General features: G+C 64.9%; 19 protein-coding genes. 15 read left to right on the top strand and 4 right to left on the bottom strand.

What is annotated here, in order from left to right; genetic code table 11:
• Positions 1-125 precede the first annotated feature (125 nt).
• Positions 126-1,151 (bottom strand): IS110 family RNA-guided transposase, encoded by a 1,026-nt coding sequence (locus AC0KWY_RS01090; RefSeq protein ID WP_474027814.1) that lies wholly within the window; start codon positions 1,149-1,151, stop codon positions 126-128.
• Between the two features lie 124 nt (positions 1,152-1,275).
• On the opposite strand from AC0KWY_RS01090, the gene AC0KWY_RS01085 reads away from it, so the two are divergent.
• Positions 1,276-1,980: an RDD family protein gene (locus AC0KWY_RS01085; RefSeq protein WP_474027813.1), complete on the top strand. Its 705-nt coding sequence runs from the start codon at positions 1,276-1,278 to the stop codon at positions 1,978-1,980.
• An 87-nt stretch (positions 1,981-2,067) separates the two neighbouring features.
• On the opposite strand, the gene AC0KWY_RS01080 is transcribed toward AC0KWY_RS01085, so the two are convergent.
• Complete coding sequence (locus AC0KWY_RS01080; protein WP_474027812.1) at positions 2,068-2,235, bottom strand: hypothetical protein; 168 nt, start codon at positions 2,233-2,235, stop codon at positions 2,068-2,070.
• A 316-nt stretch (positions 2,236-2,551) separates the two neighbouring features.
• On the opposite strand from AC0KWY_RS01080, the gene AC0KWY_RS01075 reads away from it, so the two are divergent.
• The 13 genes from AC0KWY_RS01075 (at position 2,552) to AC0KWY_RS01015 (ending at position 14,636) form a co-directional block, all read left to right on the top strand.
• A complete protein-coding gene (locus tag AC0KWY_RS01075) occupies positions 2,552-3,250 on the top strand; it encodes a tetratricopeptide repeat protein (RefSeq protein ID WP_474027811.1) in 699 nt (232 codons plus the stop codon).
• Between the two features lie 163 nt (positions 3,251-3,413).
• Complete coding sequence (locus tag AC0KWY_RS01070) at positions 3,414-4,064, top strand: YqhG/Tai3 family protein (protein WP_474027810.1); 651 nt, start codon at positions 3,414-3,416, stop codon at positions 4,062-4,064.
• A gap of 84 nt (positions 4,065-4,148) precedes the next feature.
• Positions 4,149-4,535, top strand: coding sequence for a hypothetical protein (locus AC0KWY_RS01065; RefSeq protein WP_474027808.1), 387 nt, complete (start codon positions 4,149-4,151; stop codon positions 4,533-4,535).
• A gap of 335 nt (positions 4,536-4,870) precedes the next feature.
• Positions 4,871-5,752 (top strand): nitrogenase iron protein, encoded by an 882-nt coding sequence (gene nifH / locus AC0KWY_RS01060; RefSeq protein WP_474027807.1) that lies wholly within the window; start codon positions 4,871-4,873, stop codon positions 5,750-5,752.
• Between the two features lie 59 nt (positions 5,753-5,811).
• Positions 5,812-5,994, top strand: coding sequence for a DUF362 domain-containing protein (locus AC0KWY_RS01055; protein ID WP_474027806.1), 183 nt, complete (start codon positions 5,812-5,814; stop codon positions 5,992-5,994).
• A 2-nt stretch (positions 5,995-5,996) separates the two neighbouring features.
• Positions 5,997-6,695, top strand: a complete 699-nt coding sequence (locus tag AC0KWY_RS01050; protein WP_474027805.1) for a NifB/NifX family molybdenum-iron cluster-binding protein — start codon at positions 5,997-5,999, stop codon at positions 6,693-6,695.
• 306 nt (positions 6,696-7,001) lie between these two features.
• Positions 7,002-9,122 carry a TonB-dependent receptor gene (locus AC0KWY_RS01045; RefSeq protein WP_474027804.1) on the top strand — a complete coding sequence of 707 codons (2,121 nt, stop codon included), beginning with the start codon at positions 7,002-7,004 and terminating at the stop codon, positions 9,120-9,122.
• A gap of 11 nt (positions 9,123-9,133) precedes the next feature.
• A complete protein-coding gene (locus AC0KWY_RS01040; protein WP_474027803.1) occupies positions 9,134-10,180 on the top strand; it encodes an ABC transporter substrate-binding protein in 1,047 nt (348 codons plus the stop codon).
• Positions 10,177-11,241 (top strand): ABC transporter substrate-binding protein, encoded by a 1,065-nt coding sequence (locus AC0KWY_RS01035; protein WP_474027802.1) that lies wholly within the window; start codon positions 10,177-10,179, stop codon positions 11,239-11,241. The genes AC0KWY_RS01040 and AC0KWY_RS01035 overlap by 4 nt, the downstream gene beginning before the upstream one ends.
• On the top strand, positions 11,232-11,939 hold the full coding sequence (locus AC0KWY_RS01030) for a GTP-binding protein (RefSeq protein WP_474027801.1): 708 nt from the start codon (positions 11,232-11,234) through the stop codon (positions 11,937-11,939). Before AC0KWY_RS01035 ends, AC0KWY_RS01030 begins: the two co-directional genes overlap by 10 nt.
• On the top strand, positions 11,936-12,943 hold the full coding sequence (locus AC0KWY_RS01025) for an ATP-binding cassette domain-containing protein (RefSeq protein ID WP_474027800.1): 1,008 nt from the start codon (positions 11,936-11,938) through the stop codon (positions 12,941-12,943). Before AC0KWY_RS01030 ends, AC0KWY_RS01025 begins: the two co-directional genes overlap by 4 nt.
• Positions 12,940-13,494, top strand: coding sequence for a nitroreductase family protein (locus tag AC0KWY_RS01020; protein ID WP_474027799.1), 555 nt, complete (start codon positions 12,940-12,942; stop codon positions 13,492-13,494). Before AC0KWY_RS01025 ends, AC0KWY_RS01020 begins: the two co-directional genes overlap by 4 nt.
• Positions 13,491-14,636: a hypothetical protein gene (locus AC0KWY_RS01015; protein ID WP_474027798.1), complete on the top strand. Its 1,146-nt coding sequence runs from the start codon at positions 13,491-13,493 to the stop codon at positions 14,634-14,636. The genes AC0KWY_RS01020 and AC0KWY_RS01015 overlap by 4 nt, the downstream gene beginning before the upstream one ends.
• A gap of 126 nt (positions 14,637-14,762) precedes the next feature.
• Here AC0KWY_RS01015 and AC0KWY_RS01010 read toward each other — a convergent pair whose 3' ends face one another.
• Together AC0KWY_RS01010 and AC0KWY_RS01005 are read right to left on the bottom strand one after the other, a co-directional pair.
• Positions 14,763-15,593 (bottom strand): amino acid kinase family protein, encoded by an 831-nt coding sequence (locus AC0KWY_RS01010; RefSeq protein WP_474027797.1) that lies wholly within the window; start codon positions 15,591-15,593, stop codon positions 14,763-14,765.
• Between the two features lie 10 nt (positions 15,594-15,603).
• Positions 15,604-16,416: an amino acid kinase family protein gene (locus AC0KWY_RS01005; RefSeq protein WP_474027796.1), complete on the bottom strand. Its 813-nt coding sequence runs from the start codon at positions 16,414-16,416 to the stop codon at positions 15,604-15,606.
• Between the two features lie 472 nt (positions 16,417-16,888).
• On the opposite strand from AC0KWY_RS01005, the gene AC0KWY_RS01000 reads away from it, so the two are divergent.
• Positions 16,889-18,982: a TonB-dependent receptor gene (locus tag AC0KWY_RS01000; RefSeq protein WP_474027795.1), complete on the top strand. Its 2,094-nt coding sequence runs from the start codon at positions 16,889-16,891 to the stop codon at positions 18,980-18,982.
• Positions 18,983-18,984: the final 2 nt, after the last annotated feature.

Raw genomic sequence — 18,984 nt, 5'->3', positions numbered from 1 at the left:
TCAGGCTCTCCCCGCGCGGGTCCAACCCGCTTCACATCAACGCTGGCAGTGCTTCGCTGGTCTTTGGCTGCCAGCGATCAGCCGGTGATTCCTTTCCCGTTTTTCCCTACAGACGATTTTGTGGTTCAGGCAGTTTCTTCGATGCGTCGGAAATCGTCGCCGTAGTGCAATACCGCCCAGGCGAGCCGCAGGTTCTTGGCGGCGATGGCAACCGCCGCTTTCCAGTAGCCCCGTCGTTCGGCCAGATTTCTGGCCCAGCGACTGAAGCGATCCTGCTTGTCGCCCAGTCCGGCGAGAACGGCGCGGGCGCCCATGACGAGCAGACTGCGCAAGTAGGCGTCGCCCGCCTTGGTGATCCTGCCCAAGCGGGCCTTGCCGCCACTGCTGCATTGGCCGGGAACGAGCCCGGCCCAGGCGGCGAGTTGCCGACCGTTCTTGAAGTCGTGACCGCCGCCCAGGCTGGCGACCAGGGCGCTGGCCGTGGTCGGGCCGATGCCGGGGAGTTGCATGAGTTGTCGGCTTCTGGCGTCCTGGCGGGCAGCCTGGGCAATGGCTTTGTCGTATTCCTCGATGCGTTCGTTGAGCCGGTCGGCGTGAGCCAGCAGGTCGCCGACACAGCGATTGGCCCAACCGGGAAGTGCTTCGAGATGGGCACCGATTTCCCGGCGCAGGCGTTCGACTTTCTGCGGCAGGACGATGCCGAATTCACTGATCAGGCCGCGCAAGCGGTTGTAGAGCGCGGTGCGCTCTTCGACAAAGCCTTGCCGGGTACGGTGCAGGCAGAGGATGGCTTGTTGATCGACATCCTTGACCGGCACGAAGCGCATGTTGGGCCGGGTAACGGCTTCGCAGATGGCGGCAGCGTCGGCCGCGTCGTTCTTGCCGCGTTTGCCGCTCATCCGGTACGGGGCCACGAACTTGGGGGCCATCAGTTTGACGGTGTGGCCGTAGCGGCTGAATTCCCTTGCCCAGTAATGCGCGCCGGAACAGGCTTCCATGCCGATCAGGCAGGGCGGCAGGTGGGCAACCATTTCCAGCAATTGGCTGCGAGCCACCCTGGGCTTGATGAAAACCGCTTTGCCACTCTGGTCAACGCCATGCAAAGCGAATACATTCTTGGCGAGATCGATGCCGACGGTGACAATATCCATGGACTTCCCCTTTCGAGCGAATGATTTGGTGTGGAAACTTAATCATGGCAGCTACCGCTGCACGCGGCTTCCGCCGCTACCTCGGGACGGGGAAGTCCCTTTCATTCGTTATGCATCTTAATTCATGACCCAAGTCTTCTACCCGCGACTAATACGTCGAGTCCGAGCGGTTCTGATCGATTCGGTTCTGGTACCTGTCACCGTATTCGGGGCATTGATCCTAGGTGATGCCATAGGCGTTTCGCATGTCTATGGCAAGGTGGCCCTTGCCCTTGTACCAATATTTGTCCTTGAACCCGGTTTGGTGGCTGTTACCGGTGGCACCATCGGGCATCACTTGCTGAGAATTCGGGTCACCACCATTGATGGGCAGCGCAATATCAATATTTTCGCGGCCATCATTCGCTTTATCGCGAAACTGCTGCTTGGGTGGCTGTCGTTTATATTCGTTCTCACTACAAAAAAGCATCAGGCAGTGCACGATCTGCTGGCCCGATCTGTAGTTGTCCATAAAGATTCGAGCACATTGCCCGCCCACGAGCTGTTGGCTGAGAGAACACCAGACAGCGCCGAGTACGTGTATCCCGCCGCTTGGCGGCGAGTACTGGTCATATGCGGCTATTGGCTTATGGCCACCGTAGCTCTTTCGCTCTTCAGCAACATGGTGGCATCTGACCAATGTCTAGAGGGGCGTCGGTGTGCTACCTGGGAGTATCTGCTTCTGCTGGCCCTAAACATTGCCTGGCTGGTATCGCTCGGGTGGGCCACCGTACGGGGATGGGGCGGGCAATTGTACGGTTGCAGGAGGCTTCCACGTGCCGCTGCATAACAATCCGCTCCACCGGACCGTCAGCCAGCTACGCTGGCTGCCTTCCGGTGAGCTTCGTCGTTAGCCTCAAAACAACACCATGCTCGTTCAAAGAATATTTTGGATACTTCTTTTTTCCGCGACTGTAATTTTGGTCACAATAATTGGCTTTGTATTGTTCCAAAAATCATTTCCGTATTTGGCAATTGCCGCTCCAACCATTTCAGGACTAATACCGATCGCACCCCTAATCAGAGCTTCACGTCGTAAGAACATCAGTCAAATATCCACGTTTCGTCTATGTCTTCTAGTGACACTTCCTCTTGGTATCGCTAGTTCAATGTTCGCTATTCAAGGCATTGCCATGAGCGCCATGTCCGGTATGCGCTGGTAGTTCAATTATGTCTAATCGTGTAGCTAGGGGTTTCTCTCCCCCGGCCCCCACACCACCCACCGTGCTGCTCCGCAGTGGGCGGTTCAACGAGATGGCTCGCTCGACTACGACGAATAGCCCTGTGCCTTGCACCATAACCGCTTGATGCTCGGCCCCCCCCTGGCGCTCAAGCCAGTAACTGTTCAACGCTTGCCGCCCATGAACATCATCCTCCGCAAACACTGGAATAGTCTTAGATCAGCCGCCAACAGCGGTGATGCCAATGCGCAATGGGAACTCGGCTACTGTTACGAGGAGGGGGTAAAGGACAAGTCCGGAAGACTGCTTGCCGCCGCAAACCCAGAGGCGGCCATACAGTGGTACCAAGCATCCGCTTCGCAAGGCAATCGTCAGGCGCAGAACTCGCTGGGCGTAATCCTCAGTTCGGGTGGCGAAGTCCCCAAAGACCTTCCGCGCGCCATTTACTGGTCAAAATTGGCTATCGCGCAAGGCGACTCAACGGCTGCATTCAACCTTGCGACCATCTACCGAGACATGGGAAAGCCAAAGCTGGCGTTTCGCTGCTACCAAAAGTCCGGGGCCATGGGAGACAACGACGCACATCTGCAAATCGGCCTCTGTCATTTCTTCGGCTTCGGTACTCGTCAAGATTTCGCGTCCGCGCGTTCCTCCTTTGAGCGACTCATCGCATGCGACCCGAGCACTTGCTACCAAAGATCAATTGAAAATGCGCGCTACTGGTTGTCCGTCCTCCAACTCATCCGTGGCCCGACGAGGAAAGGCAAGCTTGCACGAGTCCGATCTCTACTTGAAATGGCAAACGCGGACGATGACCATGAACAAGCCAACGAGCTTCTCAACCTCATCGGGAAAACTCGCTATCAAACAGCGGCCTAGTACCTCCCGGGGACTTTCGCTGGTGGCACTGGACGAGGAAATCCATTTCATTTATTAATAACCATGTCGCAATTATTGATATTTAAATCATGATTGAAATAAAACCGAATCAAGCCATAGCGGTTATTTCACCTGCTTCATTTCAGGTCAAAAGCAACCCTGATTGTTTGATCAAGCCCACTCCATCCGAACTGCACAAAAGCTGAGCAAGCCGGTCATGTCACATATTTCATTGGAGACGGTCCACATGTTGCGCAGAACTATCGCGCTGATGCTCCTTGCCTCGATGGCACTTGGCCTTCAAGCCGGGGCTGTAGAGCCTGAAGGCGCAGCGGAGACGGTCAAGAATTTCTACAGGCGATATCTTAGCTATTCCTACTCCAAGAACTGGACGGCCCCGCGCCCCACAATTCCATTCTCCAAAGACTTCGCTGATGAGATTGCGAAAACCGATCGCATGTGCAAGGAACTGGGAGAGGATGGTCCTTGCGGATGGGGTTCGGATATCGACGTCTACTTCGACAGTCAGGAGAGTGACCCGAACCTGACTTACGCCAATTCCGGGATGACAATAGCGGAGGTGGGGCCGGGAATCGTTCTGGCCAGCTTCAATGTTTTACCGTCCGAAAAGAATGCCGGCAGTTATTACGAAAGGCGCGTCACATATAAATTGATCCTCGAAGGTGGGGTTTGGGTCGTTGATGACGTCATGAACACGGCCGGCTTGTCAGCCAGAAAGGAAATGGCTGAGGAGCAGGAATTTCTGTTGGCCCATCCGCGCAAGGGGGATCTCGCGCCAAATGAGGGAAGCTAATCTGCCGGCATGCGACGCACAAGTGCGCATTGCTTTGATCGTCTCCCTTTAATTCGTCACCCTCAAAACGGAGCCGCCCACGCGATGTTTGTGCGATTCGTGATTCACAAGAACGACGGGGACTCTGGTCGTCGCCAAGGCATCTTTCAAGCGATATCTGAGCTCGAATACGAAGGCGTGCTGCAGGAGCACGAACAAAGGCAGTACGACGAAATCTACGAGTGGTTTCGCCATAACCTCAAGAAACCCCGCAGCTTTTCACGCTCATCGAAGCCCCATGCAAAGAACGTTGCTCTCAGCTGGTTCAAGGACACAGCCGTTGCGCACCTCGCTAAGATGCACGCGTTGTCGCAGATCCTCAACGCCCACGGCATCATTGTCGAGGTACTGAGAACGAACCGTCCCGGCTATATCGTCTATGAAGACCAGCTTCAAGTGGCTGCCGAACCATTCAAGGAAACCACGACCTGATGAGTGCGCATCGGTTCGCCAAGGACTTCTCTCTCCCGCTCCCACACTCTCCGCGCAGTTCCGCAACGGGCGGTTCAACGGGACGGCTCGCTCGACCAAGACGTGTCGCCCCTGGATCGCATCTCTCCACGACGAAAATAGCCTCGGGAACGTCGCCGGCACATCCGCGAACATTTGGCCGCGAAACGTTCTTCGCGGAACGCCCAGACCCGGCCGGCAGCTCGGGAATTCTGCCGCGCGCCACTGCTTACCGTTTATTTTCAGTCACTTGAAACAGTGGCACAGGGATTGCTCAAAGGATGGGGTCACAACCTCAATCCCTAGGAGAAATCAACATGGCCAAACTGCGTCAATGCGCCATCTACGGCAAAGGTGGCATCGGCAAGTCCACCACCACCCAAAACCTGGTTGCCGCCCTCGCCGAATCCGGCAAGAAGGTCATGATCGTCGGCTGCGACCCGAAGGCTGACTCGACCCGTCTGATCCTGCACAGCAAGGCCCAGACCACGGTCATGCACCTGGCCGCGGAAGCTGGCTCGGTCGAAGATCTCGAACTGGAAGACGTCCTGTCGATCGGCTTCGGCGGTGTCAAGTGCGTTGAATCCGGCGGTCCGGAACCCGGCGTCGGCTGTGCCGGCCGCGGCGTCATCACCGCCATCAACTTCCTGGAAGAAGAAGGCGCCTACGACGAAAACCTCGACTTCGTCTTCTACGACGTGCTCGGCGACGTCGTCTGCGGTGGCTTCGCCATGCCGATCCGCGAAAACAAGGCGCAGGAAATCTACATCGTCTGCTCCGGCGAAATGATGGCCATGTACGCCGCCAACAACATCGCCAAGGGCATCGTCAAGTACGCCAACTCCGGTGGCGTGCGTCTGGCCGGCCTGATCTGCAACAGCCGCAACACCGACCGCGAAGACGAACTGATCATGGCCCTGGCCGCCCGCCTCGGCACCACCATGATCCACTTCGTGCCGCGCAACAACGTCGTGCAGCACGCCGAAATCCGCCGCATGACCTGCGTTGAATACGATCCGACCCACAAGCAGGCCGACGAGTACCGCGCGCTGGCTTCGAAGATCGTCAACAACACCAACTTCGTCATCCCGACCCCGGTCGAGATGGAAGAGCTGGAAGAGCTGCTGATGGAATTCGGCATCATGGAAGCGGAAGACGAATCCATCGTCGGCAAGACCGCCGCCCAACTCGCCGCCTGATCGGCCAACGGTGGCGCGCGGCGCGCGCCACCCTTTTCCGTCCTGCCAGGAGATTCGCCATGGCCATGAAAATCGACCCGGAAATCTGCACCACCTGCGGCGACTGCAAGCCGGTCTGCCCGACCGGCGCGGTGCTCAGGACCAAGGGCGTCTATTCGATCGACGCCAGCCTCTGCACCGAATGCGACGGCGACCCGGAATGCGTTGCCGTCTGTTCCGCCGACAGCATCCAGCCGCTCTGATCATGGAAAGCCGCCTTTCCCCGGAACTCGCGCTGCGCATCGGCCTGGCCGGGCGCTGCCTGAACACCGTCGGACTGCGCGGCTTGATCGACATCCTGATCGCCATCCGCGGCCTGCCGCTGAGTGCCGACAGGTTGGCCAGTCTCGACCTGGCGGCATTGCGCCGCGCCGGTCTGAACAACGAAAAGCGCGCCGACCTGCGGCTGGCGCTGGCCTACCTGCGGGGCGACGCCGCGATCGAAATCGTCGATTCGCCGCCAGCCGTCCCCGCCGCCGAACTCGACCACTCGCTGCGCCTTGCCGTCGCCACCGACAACGGCGCCTCGATCGACGGCAATTTCGGCAACTGCCGCTCCTTCCTGATCTACCAAGTGTCCGCCGCCGACATCCGCCTCGTCGAGCAACGCTCGCCGGCGCCGCTCAGCCGCCGCGCCGGCCGCGATTCGCAGCGCACCCGGCTGATCGGCGACTGCCGCCTGCTCTATGCGCAGACGCTGAGCAACCAGGCCGCCGCCCGCCTCACCGTCAACGGCATCCACCCGGTCATCTTTCCCGACGGCAACACCGCCGCGGAAAAGCTCGCCGACCTGCAGCGCGTCCTCGCCAGCGACCATCCGCCGCCCTGGCTGGCCAAGGCAGTCGGCCAGCACGGCTCGCCACGCCTGGCGATCGACCGCCCCGTCCTGATCCATTCCCGCTGAAGCGGCGCTTGCCGCCCGACGGCACGCCGGCGTTTCCGCGTTGTCCGGAGCAGCGCCACACGCCTGGGCCGGCAAGAACAGCTTGCGCTCACCAAGCGGCGCGCCCGCACGCGCAGGTACACCTGCGCCCGGGCAACGGTACATCGGCGAACACCGGAGGCGGCAATGGCCGCCGCCGAACGCCACGGCGCCTGACATCGGCGAACAATCTTCGGTGCTTGTTCGGATCGGTCAACAAATGCGCGCCGCGAAGCACTGGCACGCGCCTTGCCATGACAGGGATGAACCTGTTCTCTGGAAGCCATCATGCCCGCCCCTCTCCGCCGCCTTTCCCTCGCTCTCGCCATCGCCGCCATCGGCGGCCCTGCGCTCGCCGCCGACGACCCCGTAGAACTCCCGGAAGTCCGCGTCAGCGGCGCCGCCTATGCCAACGGCGAAGCCAGCCATGGCTACCGCAGCGACCAGGTCCGCCTCGGTCCGCTCGGCAACGGCAGCAGCCAGGACACGCCATTCACCGTCAACAGCGTGTCGGCCGAGTTCATCGCCAACACCCAGGCCGCCAATACCGGCGAAGCGCTGAAGTACGTGGCGACGGTGTACAACAGCACCGGCGCCAGCCAGATCACGCCCTACTTCGCGATCCGCGGCCTGAGCGCCTCGACCTGGACCTACAACATGGCGGTCGACGGGATGCGCAGCTTCGACATCTACCAACCCATGGAAGACAAGGCCGGCATCGAAGTGCTGAGCGGCACCTCGGGCTTTCTCTACGGCATCACCTCGCCCGCCGGCATGATCAACTACAACACCAAGCGGCCGACGCGTGCGCCGCTGGCGGAAATCACCGTCGGTCTCTACGACCGGCAACTGTACGGGGCGATCGACCTGGGCGGACCGCTCGCCGGGCGCGGCGACCTCGCCTACCGTTTCAACCTCGGCCTCGCCAATGCCGGCGACACCGGCACCGAAGACATGAGCCAGGAGCGCTACAGCATCGCCGGCGCGATCGACTGGCAACTCACCGCCGACACCCTGCTGAGCTTCGACGCCGCCCGCGCCAGGCGTGTCGTCGAGCAGCCGCAGGCCCTGTTCGTCCCCAGCCTGGCCAGCGGTATCCCGAAAGCCCCGGACGCGAGCAAGAACTGGGGCCCGCAAGACGGCCACACCCACGACCTCACCAGCCGCCTCGGCCTCGCCGTCGAGAGCCGGCTCAACGAAGTCTTCTCGCTGCGCGGCAGGTTGCGCTACAGCGATGGCGAACGGAGTTACCTGATGGGGCGGCAATACTGGCAGAACACCGACCTCGACTACCGCTGGCGGCTCGACGCCCACGACAAACACCGCCGCAGCGCCTGGCAGACCGCCCTTTTCCTCGACGCAGCCTTCGCCACCGGCCCGCTCCAGCACAAACTGACCTTCGGCGGCACCTACGACGATTTCCACCAGGGCTGGAACGGCTACAGCACGCTATTCAGCGCCGCCGCCCCGGCCAGCTGGTTCGCCGGCAACCTCGGCGGCCCGGCCTGGGCGCCTGCGCTGACCACCAAACCGGGTACCGAACAGCAGCAGGACACGCGCTACACGACCTGGATGCTGGCCGACCGGATCGCCATCGGCGAGCGCTGGGAAGTCCTGCTCGGCGGCACCTGGGCCGAGGTGGATGACCGGGTGAAGAACCGCAGCGCGGCCGGCGTCGTCACCCCGACCATCTACGAGAAGCAGGAATTCACCCCGGCCGTCGCCATCTCGTTCAAACCGCTCCCGGCGCTGACCACCTACTTTTCCTACATGGAAGGACTGGAACAGGGCGTCGTGTCGACGGCACCGGGCAATACCGGCGAGGTCCTGCCGCCTTCGGTCAGCAAGCAGAAGGAAGTCGGCGTCAAGGCGACGCTAGGCGGCATGCTGCTGACCGCCGCCTGGTTCGATATCGACAAGGCGAACGTGATGACCGAAAACGACATCACCTCGCTCGACGGACGGGCGCGCTACAAGGGGCTGGAGTTCTCCGCCAGCGGGCGCCTGACCCGGCGGCTGGTCCTGGTCGGCGGCCTGACCCTGCTCGACGCCGAAGTGAAAAAGGCTGCCAATCCGCTCAGCGAAGGCAAGACGCCGGAAGGCGCCCCGGAAAGGATGGCCAGGCTCTATGCCGAATACGATCTCGCCGCCCTCCCCGGGCTGACGCTGACCGGCGGTCTCAGCCACGTCGGCAAGATTCCGCAGAACGCCACCAATACGCTTGAACTAAAAGCGGTCACCCTGGGCGATCTCGGCCTGCGTTACGAACGGCTGATCGCCGGCCGCAAGACGACCTGGCGCGTCGGCGTCAGCAACATCGCCGACAAGCGTTACTGGACCGGGCGCTCGGTCAATCTCTACCCGGGCGCCCCGCGCACGGTGATGGCATCGGCCACCGTCGCTTTCTGAGCGCCGTCCGCATGCCCGCACTCGCCCGCCCGCGCTTCCTGCTCGCCCTCCTGCTGGTGCTCGCCGGCGGCGCCCTGCTGCTGGCCCGGCTCGCTCCCGGACAAGCCGCCACGCCGGCGACGGCGGCCCTGCGCGTCGGCACCCCCGGCGTTTCGCTGGCGGCGATGATCCTCGTCCTCGGCGGCCGGGAGTCGCTCGCCGCAACCACCGTCGAAGTGCGCAACAACCCGTGGCTGCGCCGGATCATGCCGACGATCGCCGGCGTGCCGGTCACCTTCACCCGCCCCGCCGGCGTCAACCGCGAAGGCCTGCTCGCCGTCCGGCCGGACCTGGTCGTGCTCTGGCGGGGCAACGGCCCGTCGGCGGAAAGCCTGGCCGCCATCGGCATGCCCAGCCTGAGCCTGGCTTACGCGACGCCGGACGAGATGAAGGCGGCCATCGGTCAGCTTGGCCAGGCGCTCGGCCCGGCCGCCGCCGCCCGGGCCAGGGCGCTGATCGCCGCCTACGATGCCAACCTGCGGCGGGTTGCCGCCGGCCTCGCCGGACTGGCGGAAAACCAGCGGCCGCGCGTCTATTACGCCTCGCTGACGCCGCTGCACACGGAAGGCCGTGACTCGATGATCGACGCCTGGATTCGTGCCGCCGGCGGCGTCAATGTCGCCGCCCAGGCCGGCATCCGGGGCGACGCGACGATCCACCTGGAAGACCTGCTGGCCTGGAACCCGCAGATCATCGTCACCCTGGACGCGGCGCAACGCCGGGCGATTCTCGCCGACGCCCGCTGGCGCGAGGTCGAAGCGGTCAGGCAAGGCCGCGTCTACGTCAATCCGCGCGGCGTCAACGCCTGGTGTACGCGCGCGGCGGAAGCGACGCTGCAGGTGCTGTGGGCGGCCCGGACCTTCCACCCGGAACGTTTCGCCGATCTCGACCTGGCGCTCGAAACACGCCGCTTCTACCAGCACTTTTACGACCACGAACTCAGCGACGACGAAGTGGCCCGCGTCTTGCAGGGATCCCCACCAGCAGAGTCGCCCACCCCGACCAGGAGCCGCCCATGATCCGCGAAATCCCCCAGCACCTGCTGAGCCGCGCCGAAAACCCGGCAACCCAGCCCCCACCGGCACCCGACCTCGGTCGCCTGGACCTGCTCGGCCGCCTGCCGATCCCGCTGCGCCGCCCGTTCAAGGCCGGGCTCGACCGTACCATCGCGAACACCCGCGAACGCGACGGTACGGAACTGGCCTGCTGCTTCCTCGGCGGCGCCGAGTGGTACGCCCCGTTCGACGGCCTCTCTGCGGCGGGCGACGCCGTCCCCGGCATGCTGGTGACGACGCTGCACCACGACATCATGAAGCAGTCGCTGCTCGCCCGTTACGCGCCGGCCAGCGCGGCGCCGGACGAAAATCTCCATCCGGCCTGCCGCAGTGCCGAGCTGGCCGACCCCGAGGGGGTTTTCCGGCTGTTCTCGGTGATTCCCTTCGTCTTCCTGGTCAACGCAAAGCGCCTGCGCGGACGGCCGGCGCCGCGTAGCTGGCACGACCTGCTGCATCCGCAATGGGAAGACGACATTGTGATCGGCGGCTGGCGGCCGAACGAGCGCACGCCCTACCTCGATTACAACGCCTACCTGCTGCTTTGCCTGCAGCGCCGTTTCGGCGACGACGGGCTGAGCGCCTACGCCGCCAACGTCAAGCGCCTGCAGCACAACATCCGCACCGCGACGCAGGCCGGCTCGAACAACCGCAGCGTCGGCGCCATCGCCGTGCTGCCCTGGCTGCAGGCCGAACTGTGCCCGCGCCGCGAGCGCACGCAGGTGGTCTGGCCGAAGGACGGCGCGCTGGCCATGCCGATCTGTTCGCTCGTCCGCCCGGCCGCCGAAAAACGCGTGCAGCCGCTGCTCGACTATGTACACGGTCGCGAACTCGGCGCCATCCTGGCGCGCAACTGCTATCCGCCGAGCCGGGGCGACGTCGCCGGCGCCTTTCCGGCCGGCGCCCGCCTGCAATGGCCGGGCTGGGAGTTTTTCCGCAGCCACGACGTGGCCGCCGCGCAGAAACGCGCCGCCAGCGTCTTCTTCGCCACCTGGTACGCCCGTCACGAGGTGCGCGCATGCAGCTAATCACCGTCGCCGGTTCGCCCTCGGTGGGCAAGACCTCGGTCATCCTGCGTCTGGCGGAAATTCTTCGTCAGCAGGGATTGAACGTCGGCGTCGCCAAGTTCGATTCGCTTTCGACCTCGGATGACGCGGCTTACGAAGACAAGGGATTTCCGGTCGCCGTCGGGCTTTCCGGCGCGCTCTGCCCGGACCACTACTTCGTTTCCAACATCGAGGACTGCCTCGCCTGGGGCCAGCGCCAGCGGCTCGACCTGTTGATCAGCGAAAGCGCCGGCCTGTGCAACCGCTGTTCGCCGCACATCGCCGGGGTGATGGCGATCTGCGTCGTCGATGCGCTGGCCGGCGTGCATACGCCGAAGAAGATCGGGCCGATGCTGCGCCTCGCCGACCTCGTCGTCATCACCAAGGGCGACATCGTCTCGCAGGTCGAACGCGAGGTCTTCGCCTACCACGTCCGCCTGGCCAACCCCGGCGCCCGCGCGCTGTTCTGCAACGGCATCACCGGCCAGGGCGTCGCCGAGCTGGCGCGCGCCGTCGGCCAGGCGCCGGCCACCGACACGCTGACCGGCAGCCGCCTGCGTTTTCCGATGCCGGCGGCGGTCTGCCCCTACTGCGTCGGCGAAACGGCAATCGGCGAGACACACCAGCGCGGCAACGTCAAGAAAATGCGCTTCGCCGACCTTGAGGAGACCGCCGCATGACGCCGCTGGCCGAAACCCGCCTCGACGCGCTGCTCACCGAGCACGCCTGCGTTGCCGAATTCCTCGCCGGCCTCGGCCTGGGCGCAGCGCGCCCGGGCCAGACGCTGGGCGCCTGGCTGCAGCATCTGCCCGACGAGGCGATCTTCGACGCCGGCATGGAGCGCGGCCAGATGCTCGCCCACATCGAACGCCTGATCGGCGAGGTGGCGGCGATGGCCGCCGCTGGCGACAAACGCGTCGGCAGCCTGACGCTGCTCGGCGGGCGCGACAAATCCGGGCGGCCGGAAGACTTCCGCCTGACGCTGCGTGCCGGCGACATCGTCTGCATCGTCGGCCCCACCGGTTCGGGCAAGAGCCGCCTCCTGGCCGACATCGAATGCCTGGCCCAGGGCGACACGCCGACCGGCCGCCGCGTCCTGATTGACGGCGCCGAACCCGACGACGCCTGGCGTTACGCGCCCGACCGCAAGCTGGTCGCGCAACTGTCGCAGAACATGAACTTCGTCGTCAACATGCGGGTACGCGAGTTCATCACCATGCACGCGCTGTGCCGCCAGGTCGCCGACCCCGAGGCGATGGCCGAACGCGTCATCGCCTGCGCCAACGACCTGACCGGCGAGAAGTTCTCGCCCGAGGTCTCGGTCACCCAGCTTTCCGGCGGCCAGACGCGGGCGCTGATGATCGCCGATGCGGCGCTGCTCTCGGCGTCGCCGGTGATCCTGATCGACGAAATCGAGAACGCCGGGGTCGACCGCAAGAAAGCGTTGAACCTGCTGGTCGATGGGGACAAGATCGTCCTCATCTCGACGCACGACCCACTGCTCGCGCTGCGCGGCGACCGTCGCCTGGTCATCCGCAACGGCGGCGTCGCCGACATCCTGGAAACCAGCGCCGGGGAACGCGCCAACCTGGCGCGCATCGAAGCCCTGGACGCGCAACTGATGGACATCCGCGAACGCCTGCGCGGCGGTCTGCGCATCGACGAGGAGATTGCCTGGAAATGAACGCCGCCCTCGACCTCCTGCTCAACCGCCGCTCCTGCCATCACCTGCTGGCGCCGGGGCCGGACGACGCGCAGCTCGAGCTGATCCTGCGCGCCGCGCTGCGCTCGCCCGATTTCGGCCACCTGCGCCCGTACCGCTTTCTCGCCGCGCGCGGCGACGGGCTCGACCGCCTCGGCCAGGCCATGCAGCGCGCCGCCATCGCCGCCGGCAAGTCGGAAAAACAGGTCGCCCGCGCGCCAAACATGCCGCACCGCGCGCCGCTGGTCATCGTCGTCATCGCCAGCCCGCGCGCCGACAAGATCGTGCCGCAGTTCGACCAGGTGCTGTGCGCCGCCGGCTGCGTGCTGATGATGCAGTTGGCCGCCCGCGCCTTGGGCCTGGGCGGCATCTGGCGTTCCGGCTGGGCGATGGAAGACCCGGCGATGGCTGCCGAACTGGGTCTTGCCGACGGCGAACTGATCGTCGGCTTCCTCTATCTCGGCACGCCCGCGCACGGCGACGGCGAGGCGCCGCCGGCCGCCGATCCGGCCACTTTCGTGAGTTGGCTATGAGCCTGCGTTTCGGCATCGAATTCGAATACCTGATCGTCGATGGCGACGGCCCGACGCGCGGCCGCATCCGCGACTACAGCAACCTCGATTACACCTGGATCAGCCAGCTGCTCGCCGACAAGCCGGGGCGCGACGACCCGGCGCTGGCCACCGGCGACCTCGGCATCAAGGCCGGCTATTGGTATCTCGAAGGCGACGAGCGCTTCCATGCCGACGGCAGTTTCAGCAAGCTCGAAGTCAAGGGGGTCGAGATCCGGACGCCGCCGGCCACCGACGTCAACTCGGCGCTGACCTATCTGGCGACCATCGAGAAAAAACTGTCCGGCGTCCTCGCCACCGAAAAACTTGGCCTCGGCATTGCCGGCTTCAATCCCCACCACCTCGCCTATGATTTGACGCCGCCGCTCAATCCCTGGGAAATCGCGCTGCGCAACGCCCACCGCGCCTACGACGGCTCGCATATCTCGACGCTGAGCTACGGCCCCGACATCAACCTGTCGCAGCCCGGCTGGAGTGCGCAGGATGGCCTGGAGATGGCGCGCAAGCTGAACTGGTACGCACCGTGGATCGTGCCGTTCAGCTTCAGCAGCCCCTTCCACGCCGACGCGCCCTGGAGCGGCCCGTCCAAGCGCACCTTTGAACGCGCCGCGCTGCGCCCGGCGGTCAAGCTCTTCCTCGACCCGGCGCAGGCCGAAGCCTGGCACGGGATGTCACCCTTCATCCATCCCGCCCGCCTGCCCGGTGAGGCCGGCCGCATCGAATTCAAGGCCTTCGACGCCTTCCTCCATCCGGAACTGCTGCGCGCCGCCTGCCACCTGCTTGCTGGCATTTGCCTGGCTCACGATCTGCCCGGACGCAGCGAAAGCACCGACCTCGCCGCCTACCGCCGCGCCGCCCTCAAGGGCTTCCGCGACGACGACACCCGTGCCCTCGCCGCCGACACCCTGCGCCGGGCGAAAACCGCCCTGCTCACCCACGGCGAAGCCAATGGCGCCGCCGCGCTGGCGCCTTTCGAGGAACTGCTGCAACACCAGCGCACGCCGGCCGACGAATTGCTCGACGCCTGGAAGAACGGCGGCCGCATGTACCGGCCAGGTGGTTTGCTGACGCGTAGCGAAGAGATCGCCCTATCCTTCCTTTGACGCGGCGGCAGAAAATTTTTTAGTCTTTTTGGCCGTCGACCGCAGAATTTTCAATTCCCTTGCCAGCAATGAAAAACGCCACCCTGAGGCGGCGTTGGGGCAGTTCCCGGACTACCGGGATGCGGATCAGGCTAGCTTGGCGCCAGTACGGATGAAGCTACCGACGTGTTCGCCGCGCAGGGCGGCGGTGAGACGGCCGGGGACGAGGCCGTTGACCACTTGCACGCGCTCGATGTGGCGGGCGGTGGCCATCACGTCGAGCATGGCGCGGTCGACCGGCAGCGGGCCGCTGCCCTTGGCCAGTTCGGCGGCACTGGTATCGGGCAGCAACTGGGCGCTGCCGCCTGCCGGGCCGTTGGGGTCGGCAGTGAACACGCCGTCCACATCCTCGACGATGGTCAGGCCGGCGGCGCCGAGGGCGTCGGCGAGCAGGAAGGCGCCGGTGTCGGCACGGTGCATCGGGATGCGCGAATTGGGGAATTCGTGGTGGTGGTACGGCGGGAAGGCACTGCCGACAACGGCGCGAGCAGCCGACAGGTGGATGGCCAGTTGGCTGGCGACGGTGTGGTGCTCGACGTAGGAGACGCCTTCCGGGGCCAGCAGCGAGGCCAGGATGTGGCCGTTCTGGCCGGCTTCGCTGGCCGCCAGCGGGGCGAGCGAACCGACCGGCAGGCCGAGGTCGAGGCCGACGCTGTACAGGTGGCGGGCGCGGATGCCGGCACCGGCCAGGATCAGCAGGCGGTGCTCGGGGAGCAGGCGGCGGATTTCATCGACGATGGGCAGGATGGCGGCAGCGCCGCGGTCCATGAGGCGACCGCCGATCTTGACGACCTGCAGCCAGGGCAGCAGGCGGATCGGTCGCACGCCGGCAACCGGGCGGGTGAGGTCCTTGTCCTGCAGGGTCTGGCGGGCGAGCGCCGAGGCGACGTGCTTGATGGTATTGGTGGTTTCAGCCATGGCGGGTTCCTCAGTTCGCGGTGATGATGGTGCCGACATGCTCGCCGGCAAGGGCGCGGGTCAGGTTGCCCGGGACCAGGCCGTTGATGACCTGCACTTCGCGCACATGGCGCGCCGACTGGATGAGGTCGAGCACGGGGAATTCCAGGATGGAATCGTGCAGGCCCTTGGCCTTCATTTCGTCGATCGAAATCTTCGGGATGAAGGTGGCGTTCTTGTCGGTCTTCGGGTTGCCGGTGTACAGGCCGTTTTCGTCCTTCACGTAGATCATCGCCTGGCAGCCGAACTGCTCGGCCATCAGGAAGCAGCCGGCATCGGTACGGTAAGGCGGGATGACGCCGTCGGCGGACGGGCGCATCCACAATTCGTAGGGCGGCATGCCGCTGAAGATCACGGCATTCACTTCGGCCAGCGACAGCGGCACGGTGGACAGGCCGGCCCCGCCGACGACGGGAATGCCGTACTGGGCGAGCAACTGACCGAGCATGGCGGCGTTCTGGTCGGCGACCGAGGAGCCGAGCTGGGCGAGCACGCCGGCCGGCAGGTTGAGGCCGGCGGCGATGGAATAGAGGTGACGGGCGCGGGTGCCGGCACCGGTGCCGATGAGCAGCTTGTGCTGCTGGCGGGCGGCGACGATTTCCTCGATCAGCGGATAGACGGCGGCACGGCCGCGGTCGATGACGCTCTGGCCGCCGATCTTGAGGACGGTGGCGCTCGGCAGGATGCGGTAATCCGGCGCTGCCTCGGCAGCCGCCAGCAACTGCGGATCGGAGAGCGCGCGCTGCATGAGGAGCTGTTCGAGCTCAGTGGTCGTGATGCTCATGTTCTTCCTTTCAAAATTATTCCGGTCTTTTTCTTGATCGCCGCGCCCCCCCTCTGCCAAAACCCGGCCTGCCGGTGAGGGTTGATTTCGTCGCGGCGCAAAACGTCTAAAACTCTGCAACAGAGCGGACGATAGGACGATTCGTTATATAAATTCAACCACAGGCCGAAAATAACGCATATACGCCAAGACGCATCATGCCGGGGCCGACGGCGCAAGCTCGCCTGAGGCCACCCGCCGACTGCGGCTACCCATGCCCCGCCAGCGTACCGTTGCGTACCTTCGCGTGTTTCCCTGTCCCCCGGCGAACAGCCGTCCGCCGCCCGGGTAGCGCCGCCAGCGCGTTTTTCCGTTCCGCCAGGTACCAAGCCGAGGCTCCGTTCCGTCGGGTACGCCGGTCCGCCATGGCATGCCGCTTGCGCCATTGACCGGCGAGCGCCGCTCCGGCGCGGATCAAGACGAGGACTGCCAGATGCCTACCCCCCACTCCATGAACTGGGCTACCAGCGCGCTGATGCTGCTCGGCGCATCGCCAACCTGGGCCGCCGACGCCGAACTGTCGCCGGTCGTCGTCGAGGAGCAGCGCGTCGTCGCGCTGCCGGCCGCCGCGACCCCGGCCCACGCCCGCACCGCCCTGCCGACCAGCGTCGAGGCGACGCAGACCTTCACCCAGGAAGAAATCCGGGCGCTGCGCCCGCGCGACCTCTACGACCTGATGGAAACCGCGCTCGGCATGGGCATCAGCCGCCAGGGCTCGCGCATCAACAACTTCTCGACCAACCGGGGCGGCGCTGTCAGCTTCCTGATCGACGGCGTCTACCTGACCGCGACGCAGGCGCAGCGCATCGTCGGCGACATTCCGGTCGATATCGTCGAATCGATCCAGTTCGTCCGCGACTCGTCGGTACTCGGCATCCTGCCGGTGATGGGCTTCGGCAGCCGGGTCGGCACCCCGAACCAGGGCGTCGTCGTCATCAACACCCTGCGCCAGCCGGGCGGCCCGAGCGGCGGCCGGGTGCTCGCCGGCTACGCCAGCTTCGACACCTGGAAGGCGGGCGGCAGCTTCCATCACAGTTGGGCGGACGGCCGCCTGCAACTGAACGGCGGCTACCAGCACGGCGAAAGCCAGGGCCGCAAGCACTGGAACAACGGCTACACCAGCGACAGCCTGACCCTGAGCGGCGGCTGGAAGGACCGCGACTACATGGCCATGGCCTCGCTCTTCCTGAACCAGGGTGAGCGCGAGATCCAGCGCTACGTCGGCGTCAGCAACGCCGCGACCTCGGGGCTGAAGAAGGGCCAGTTGGGCGCCGAACTCTGGCGCTACGACCCGCGCGACACCCGGGTCCTGACGCTGAACCTGGCCCGCTACTGGAACGACCGCCATACCACGGCGCTGACCTGGGGCAGCAGCAAGGCCGACGGCAAGGGCTGGTTCATCACGACCAGCGCCAGCGATGTCCCGCCTCGCCGCTTCCGGGACGAATCGACCGACCTCAATCTCTCGCACACCGTCAGCGGCAGCAGCAACACCTTCAAGGCCGGCTTGCAGCGGATCGCCTACACGCAGGTCACGGAATACCTGCCGACGGCCCAGCCCGCCCCGCGCGAAGAGGAAATCTACGGCCTCTACCTGTGGGACGAATACCGCCTGACGCCGGCCTGGTCGATCGACGGCAGCGCCCGTATCGACCGCAAGCACATCAGCAAGGGCGGCGACAAGTACGGCGCCGACGGCAGCACGATGAAGCTCTCCGACGATAGCTGGACCGACCGCGCCACCCTGTTCTCGCTCGGCAGCGCCTGGCAGATCAACCCGGTCTGGCGCCTGAGCGGCCGTTACGCGTGGAGCCAAACGCCGACGCCGGACACCATCACCACGGTCGATGACCGGAGCCTGCCGGACGAACGCCTCAGCCGCTGGGAACTGGGCGTGGACGCCAGCCTGCATGCGGCCGTCAATCTCTCCTTCACGCCGTTCTACTACACCATCCGCAACGCCAAGGTGGTCGACAGCAGCGCCTCCAACATCCAGGTCTACAACCCCGAGACCGGCAACTACGAAAGCCTCGCCGTCTATACCACGGCGAGCAAGGTGAACCGGCGCGGCTTCGAACTCAGCCTGAAGGGACGCTTCGCCAGCGACATCCTCGGCTACGAGATCGGCTGGAGCCGCTTCAAGGATGATTCGGTCGGACTCGGGACGAGCAGCCTGGAGACGCCGAAGAACCGCTACAGCGCCAGCCTGAACGCCGCCTACGGCGCCTGGCGCGGCAGCCTCAGCGCGCTGCGCGTCAACCAGTACTGCCACTACTACAAGACCGGCAGCACGGGCAGCGCGCCGAACGGCGTCTGCCTGCCGACCGGCGACTTCACGACGGTCAATCTCAATGTCAGCCGCCGCTTCAGCCATGGCGTGACCCTGTCGCTCTACGGCCAGAACATCACCGACCAGCATTATTTCACCCGCCACAAGACCGGCTCCGGCGCCTCCTGGGCGACCACCAACGGCGCCATCGTCAACCCCGGCGCCACCTGGGGCGTCGATCTCAGCATGGAGTTCTGATC

The sequence above is a fragment of the Azonexus sp. MM2026_4 genome (assembly GCF_055901855.1).
This window is presented reverse-complemented; position numbering and strand designations above follow the sequence as displayed.

Bases quoted from the DNA above. Each gene is read 5' to 3' on its own strand.
- AC0KWY_RS01090 (WP_474027814.1), bottom strand. From the start codon at position 1,151: ATGGATATTGTCACCGTCGGCATCGATCTCGCCAAGAATGTATTCGCT.
- AC0KWY_RS01085 (WP_474027813.1), top strand. From the start codon at position 1,276: ATGACCCAAGTCTTCTACCCGCGACTAATACGTCGAGTCCGAGCGGTT.
- AC0KWY_RS01080 (WP_474027812.1), bottom strand. From the start codon at position 2,235: ATGTTCTTACGACGTGAAGCTCTGATTAGGGGTGCGATCGGTATTAGT.
- AC0KWY_RS01075 (WP_474027811.1), top strand. From the start codon at position 2,552: ATGAACATCATCCTCCGCAAACACTGGAATAGTCTTAGATCAGCCGCC.
- AC0KWY_RS01065 (WP_474027808.1), top strand. From the start codon at position 4,149: ATGTTTGTGCGATTCGTGATTCACAAGAACGACGGGGACTCTGGTCGT.
- nifH (WP_474027807.1), top strand. From the start codon at position 4,871: ATGGCCAAACTGCGTCAATGCGCCATCTACGGCAAAGGTGGCATCGGC.
- AC0KWY_RS01055 (WP_474027806.1), top strand. From the start codon at position 5,812: ATGGCCATGAAAATCGACCCGGAAATCTGCACCACCTGCGGCGACTGC.
- AC0KWY_RS01050 (WP_474027805.1), top strand. From the start codon at position 5,997: ATGGAAAGCCGCCTTTCCCCGGAACTCGCGCTGCGCATCGGCCTGGCC.
- AC0KWY_RS01045 (WP_474027804.1), top strand. From the start codon at position 7,002: ATGCCCGCCCCTCTCCGCCGCCTTTCCCTCGCTCTCGCCATCGCCGCC.
- AC0KWY_RS01040 (WP_474027803.1), top strand. From the start codon at position 9,134: ATGCCCGCACTCGCCCGCCCGCGCTTCCTGCTCGCCCTCCTGCTGGTG.
- AC0KWY_RS01035 (WP_474027802.1), top strand. From the start codon at position 10,177: ATGATCCGCGAAATCCCCCAGCACCTGCTGAGCCGCGCCGAAAACCCG.
- AC0KWY_RS01030 (WP_474027801.1), top strand. From the start codon at position 11,232: ATGCAGCTAATCACCGTCGCCGGTTCGCCCTCGGTGGGCAAGACCTCG.
- AC0KWY_RS01025 (WP_474027800.1), top strand. From the start codon at position 11,936: ATGACGCCGCTGGCCGAAACCCGCCTCGACGCGCTGCTCACCGAGCAC.
- AC0KWY_RS01020 (WP_474027799.1), top strand. From the start codon at position 12,940: ATGAACGCCGCCCTCGACCTCCTGCTCAACCGCCGCTCCTGCCATCAC.
- AC0KWY_RS01015 (WP_474027798.1), top strand. From the start codon at position 13,491: ATGAGCCTGCGTTTCGGCATCGAATTCGAATACCTGATCGTCGATGGC.
- AC0KWY_RS01010 (WP_474027797.1), bottom strand. From the start codon at position 15,593: ATGGCTGAAACCACCAATACCATCAAGCACGTCGCCTCGGCGCTCGCC.
- AC0KWY_RS01005 (WP_474027796.1), bottom strand. From the start codon at position 16,416: ATGAGCATCACGACCACTGAGCTCGAACAGCTCCTCATGCAGCGCGCG.
- AC0KWY_RS01000 (WP_474027795.1), top strand. From the start codon at position 16,889: ATGCCTACCCCCCACTCCATGAACTGGGCTACCAGCGCGCTGATGCTG.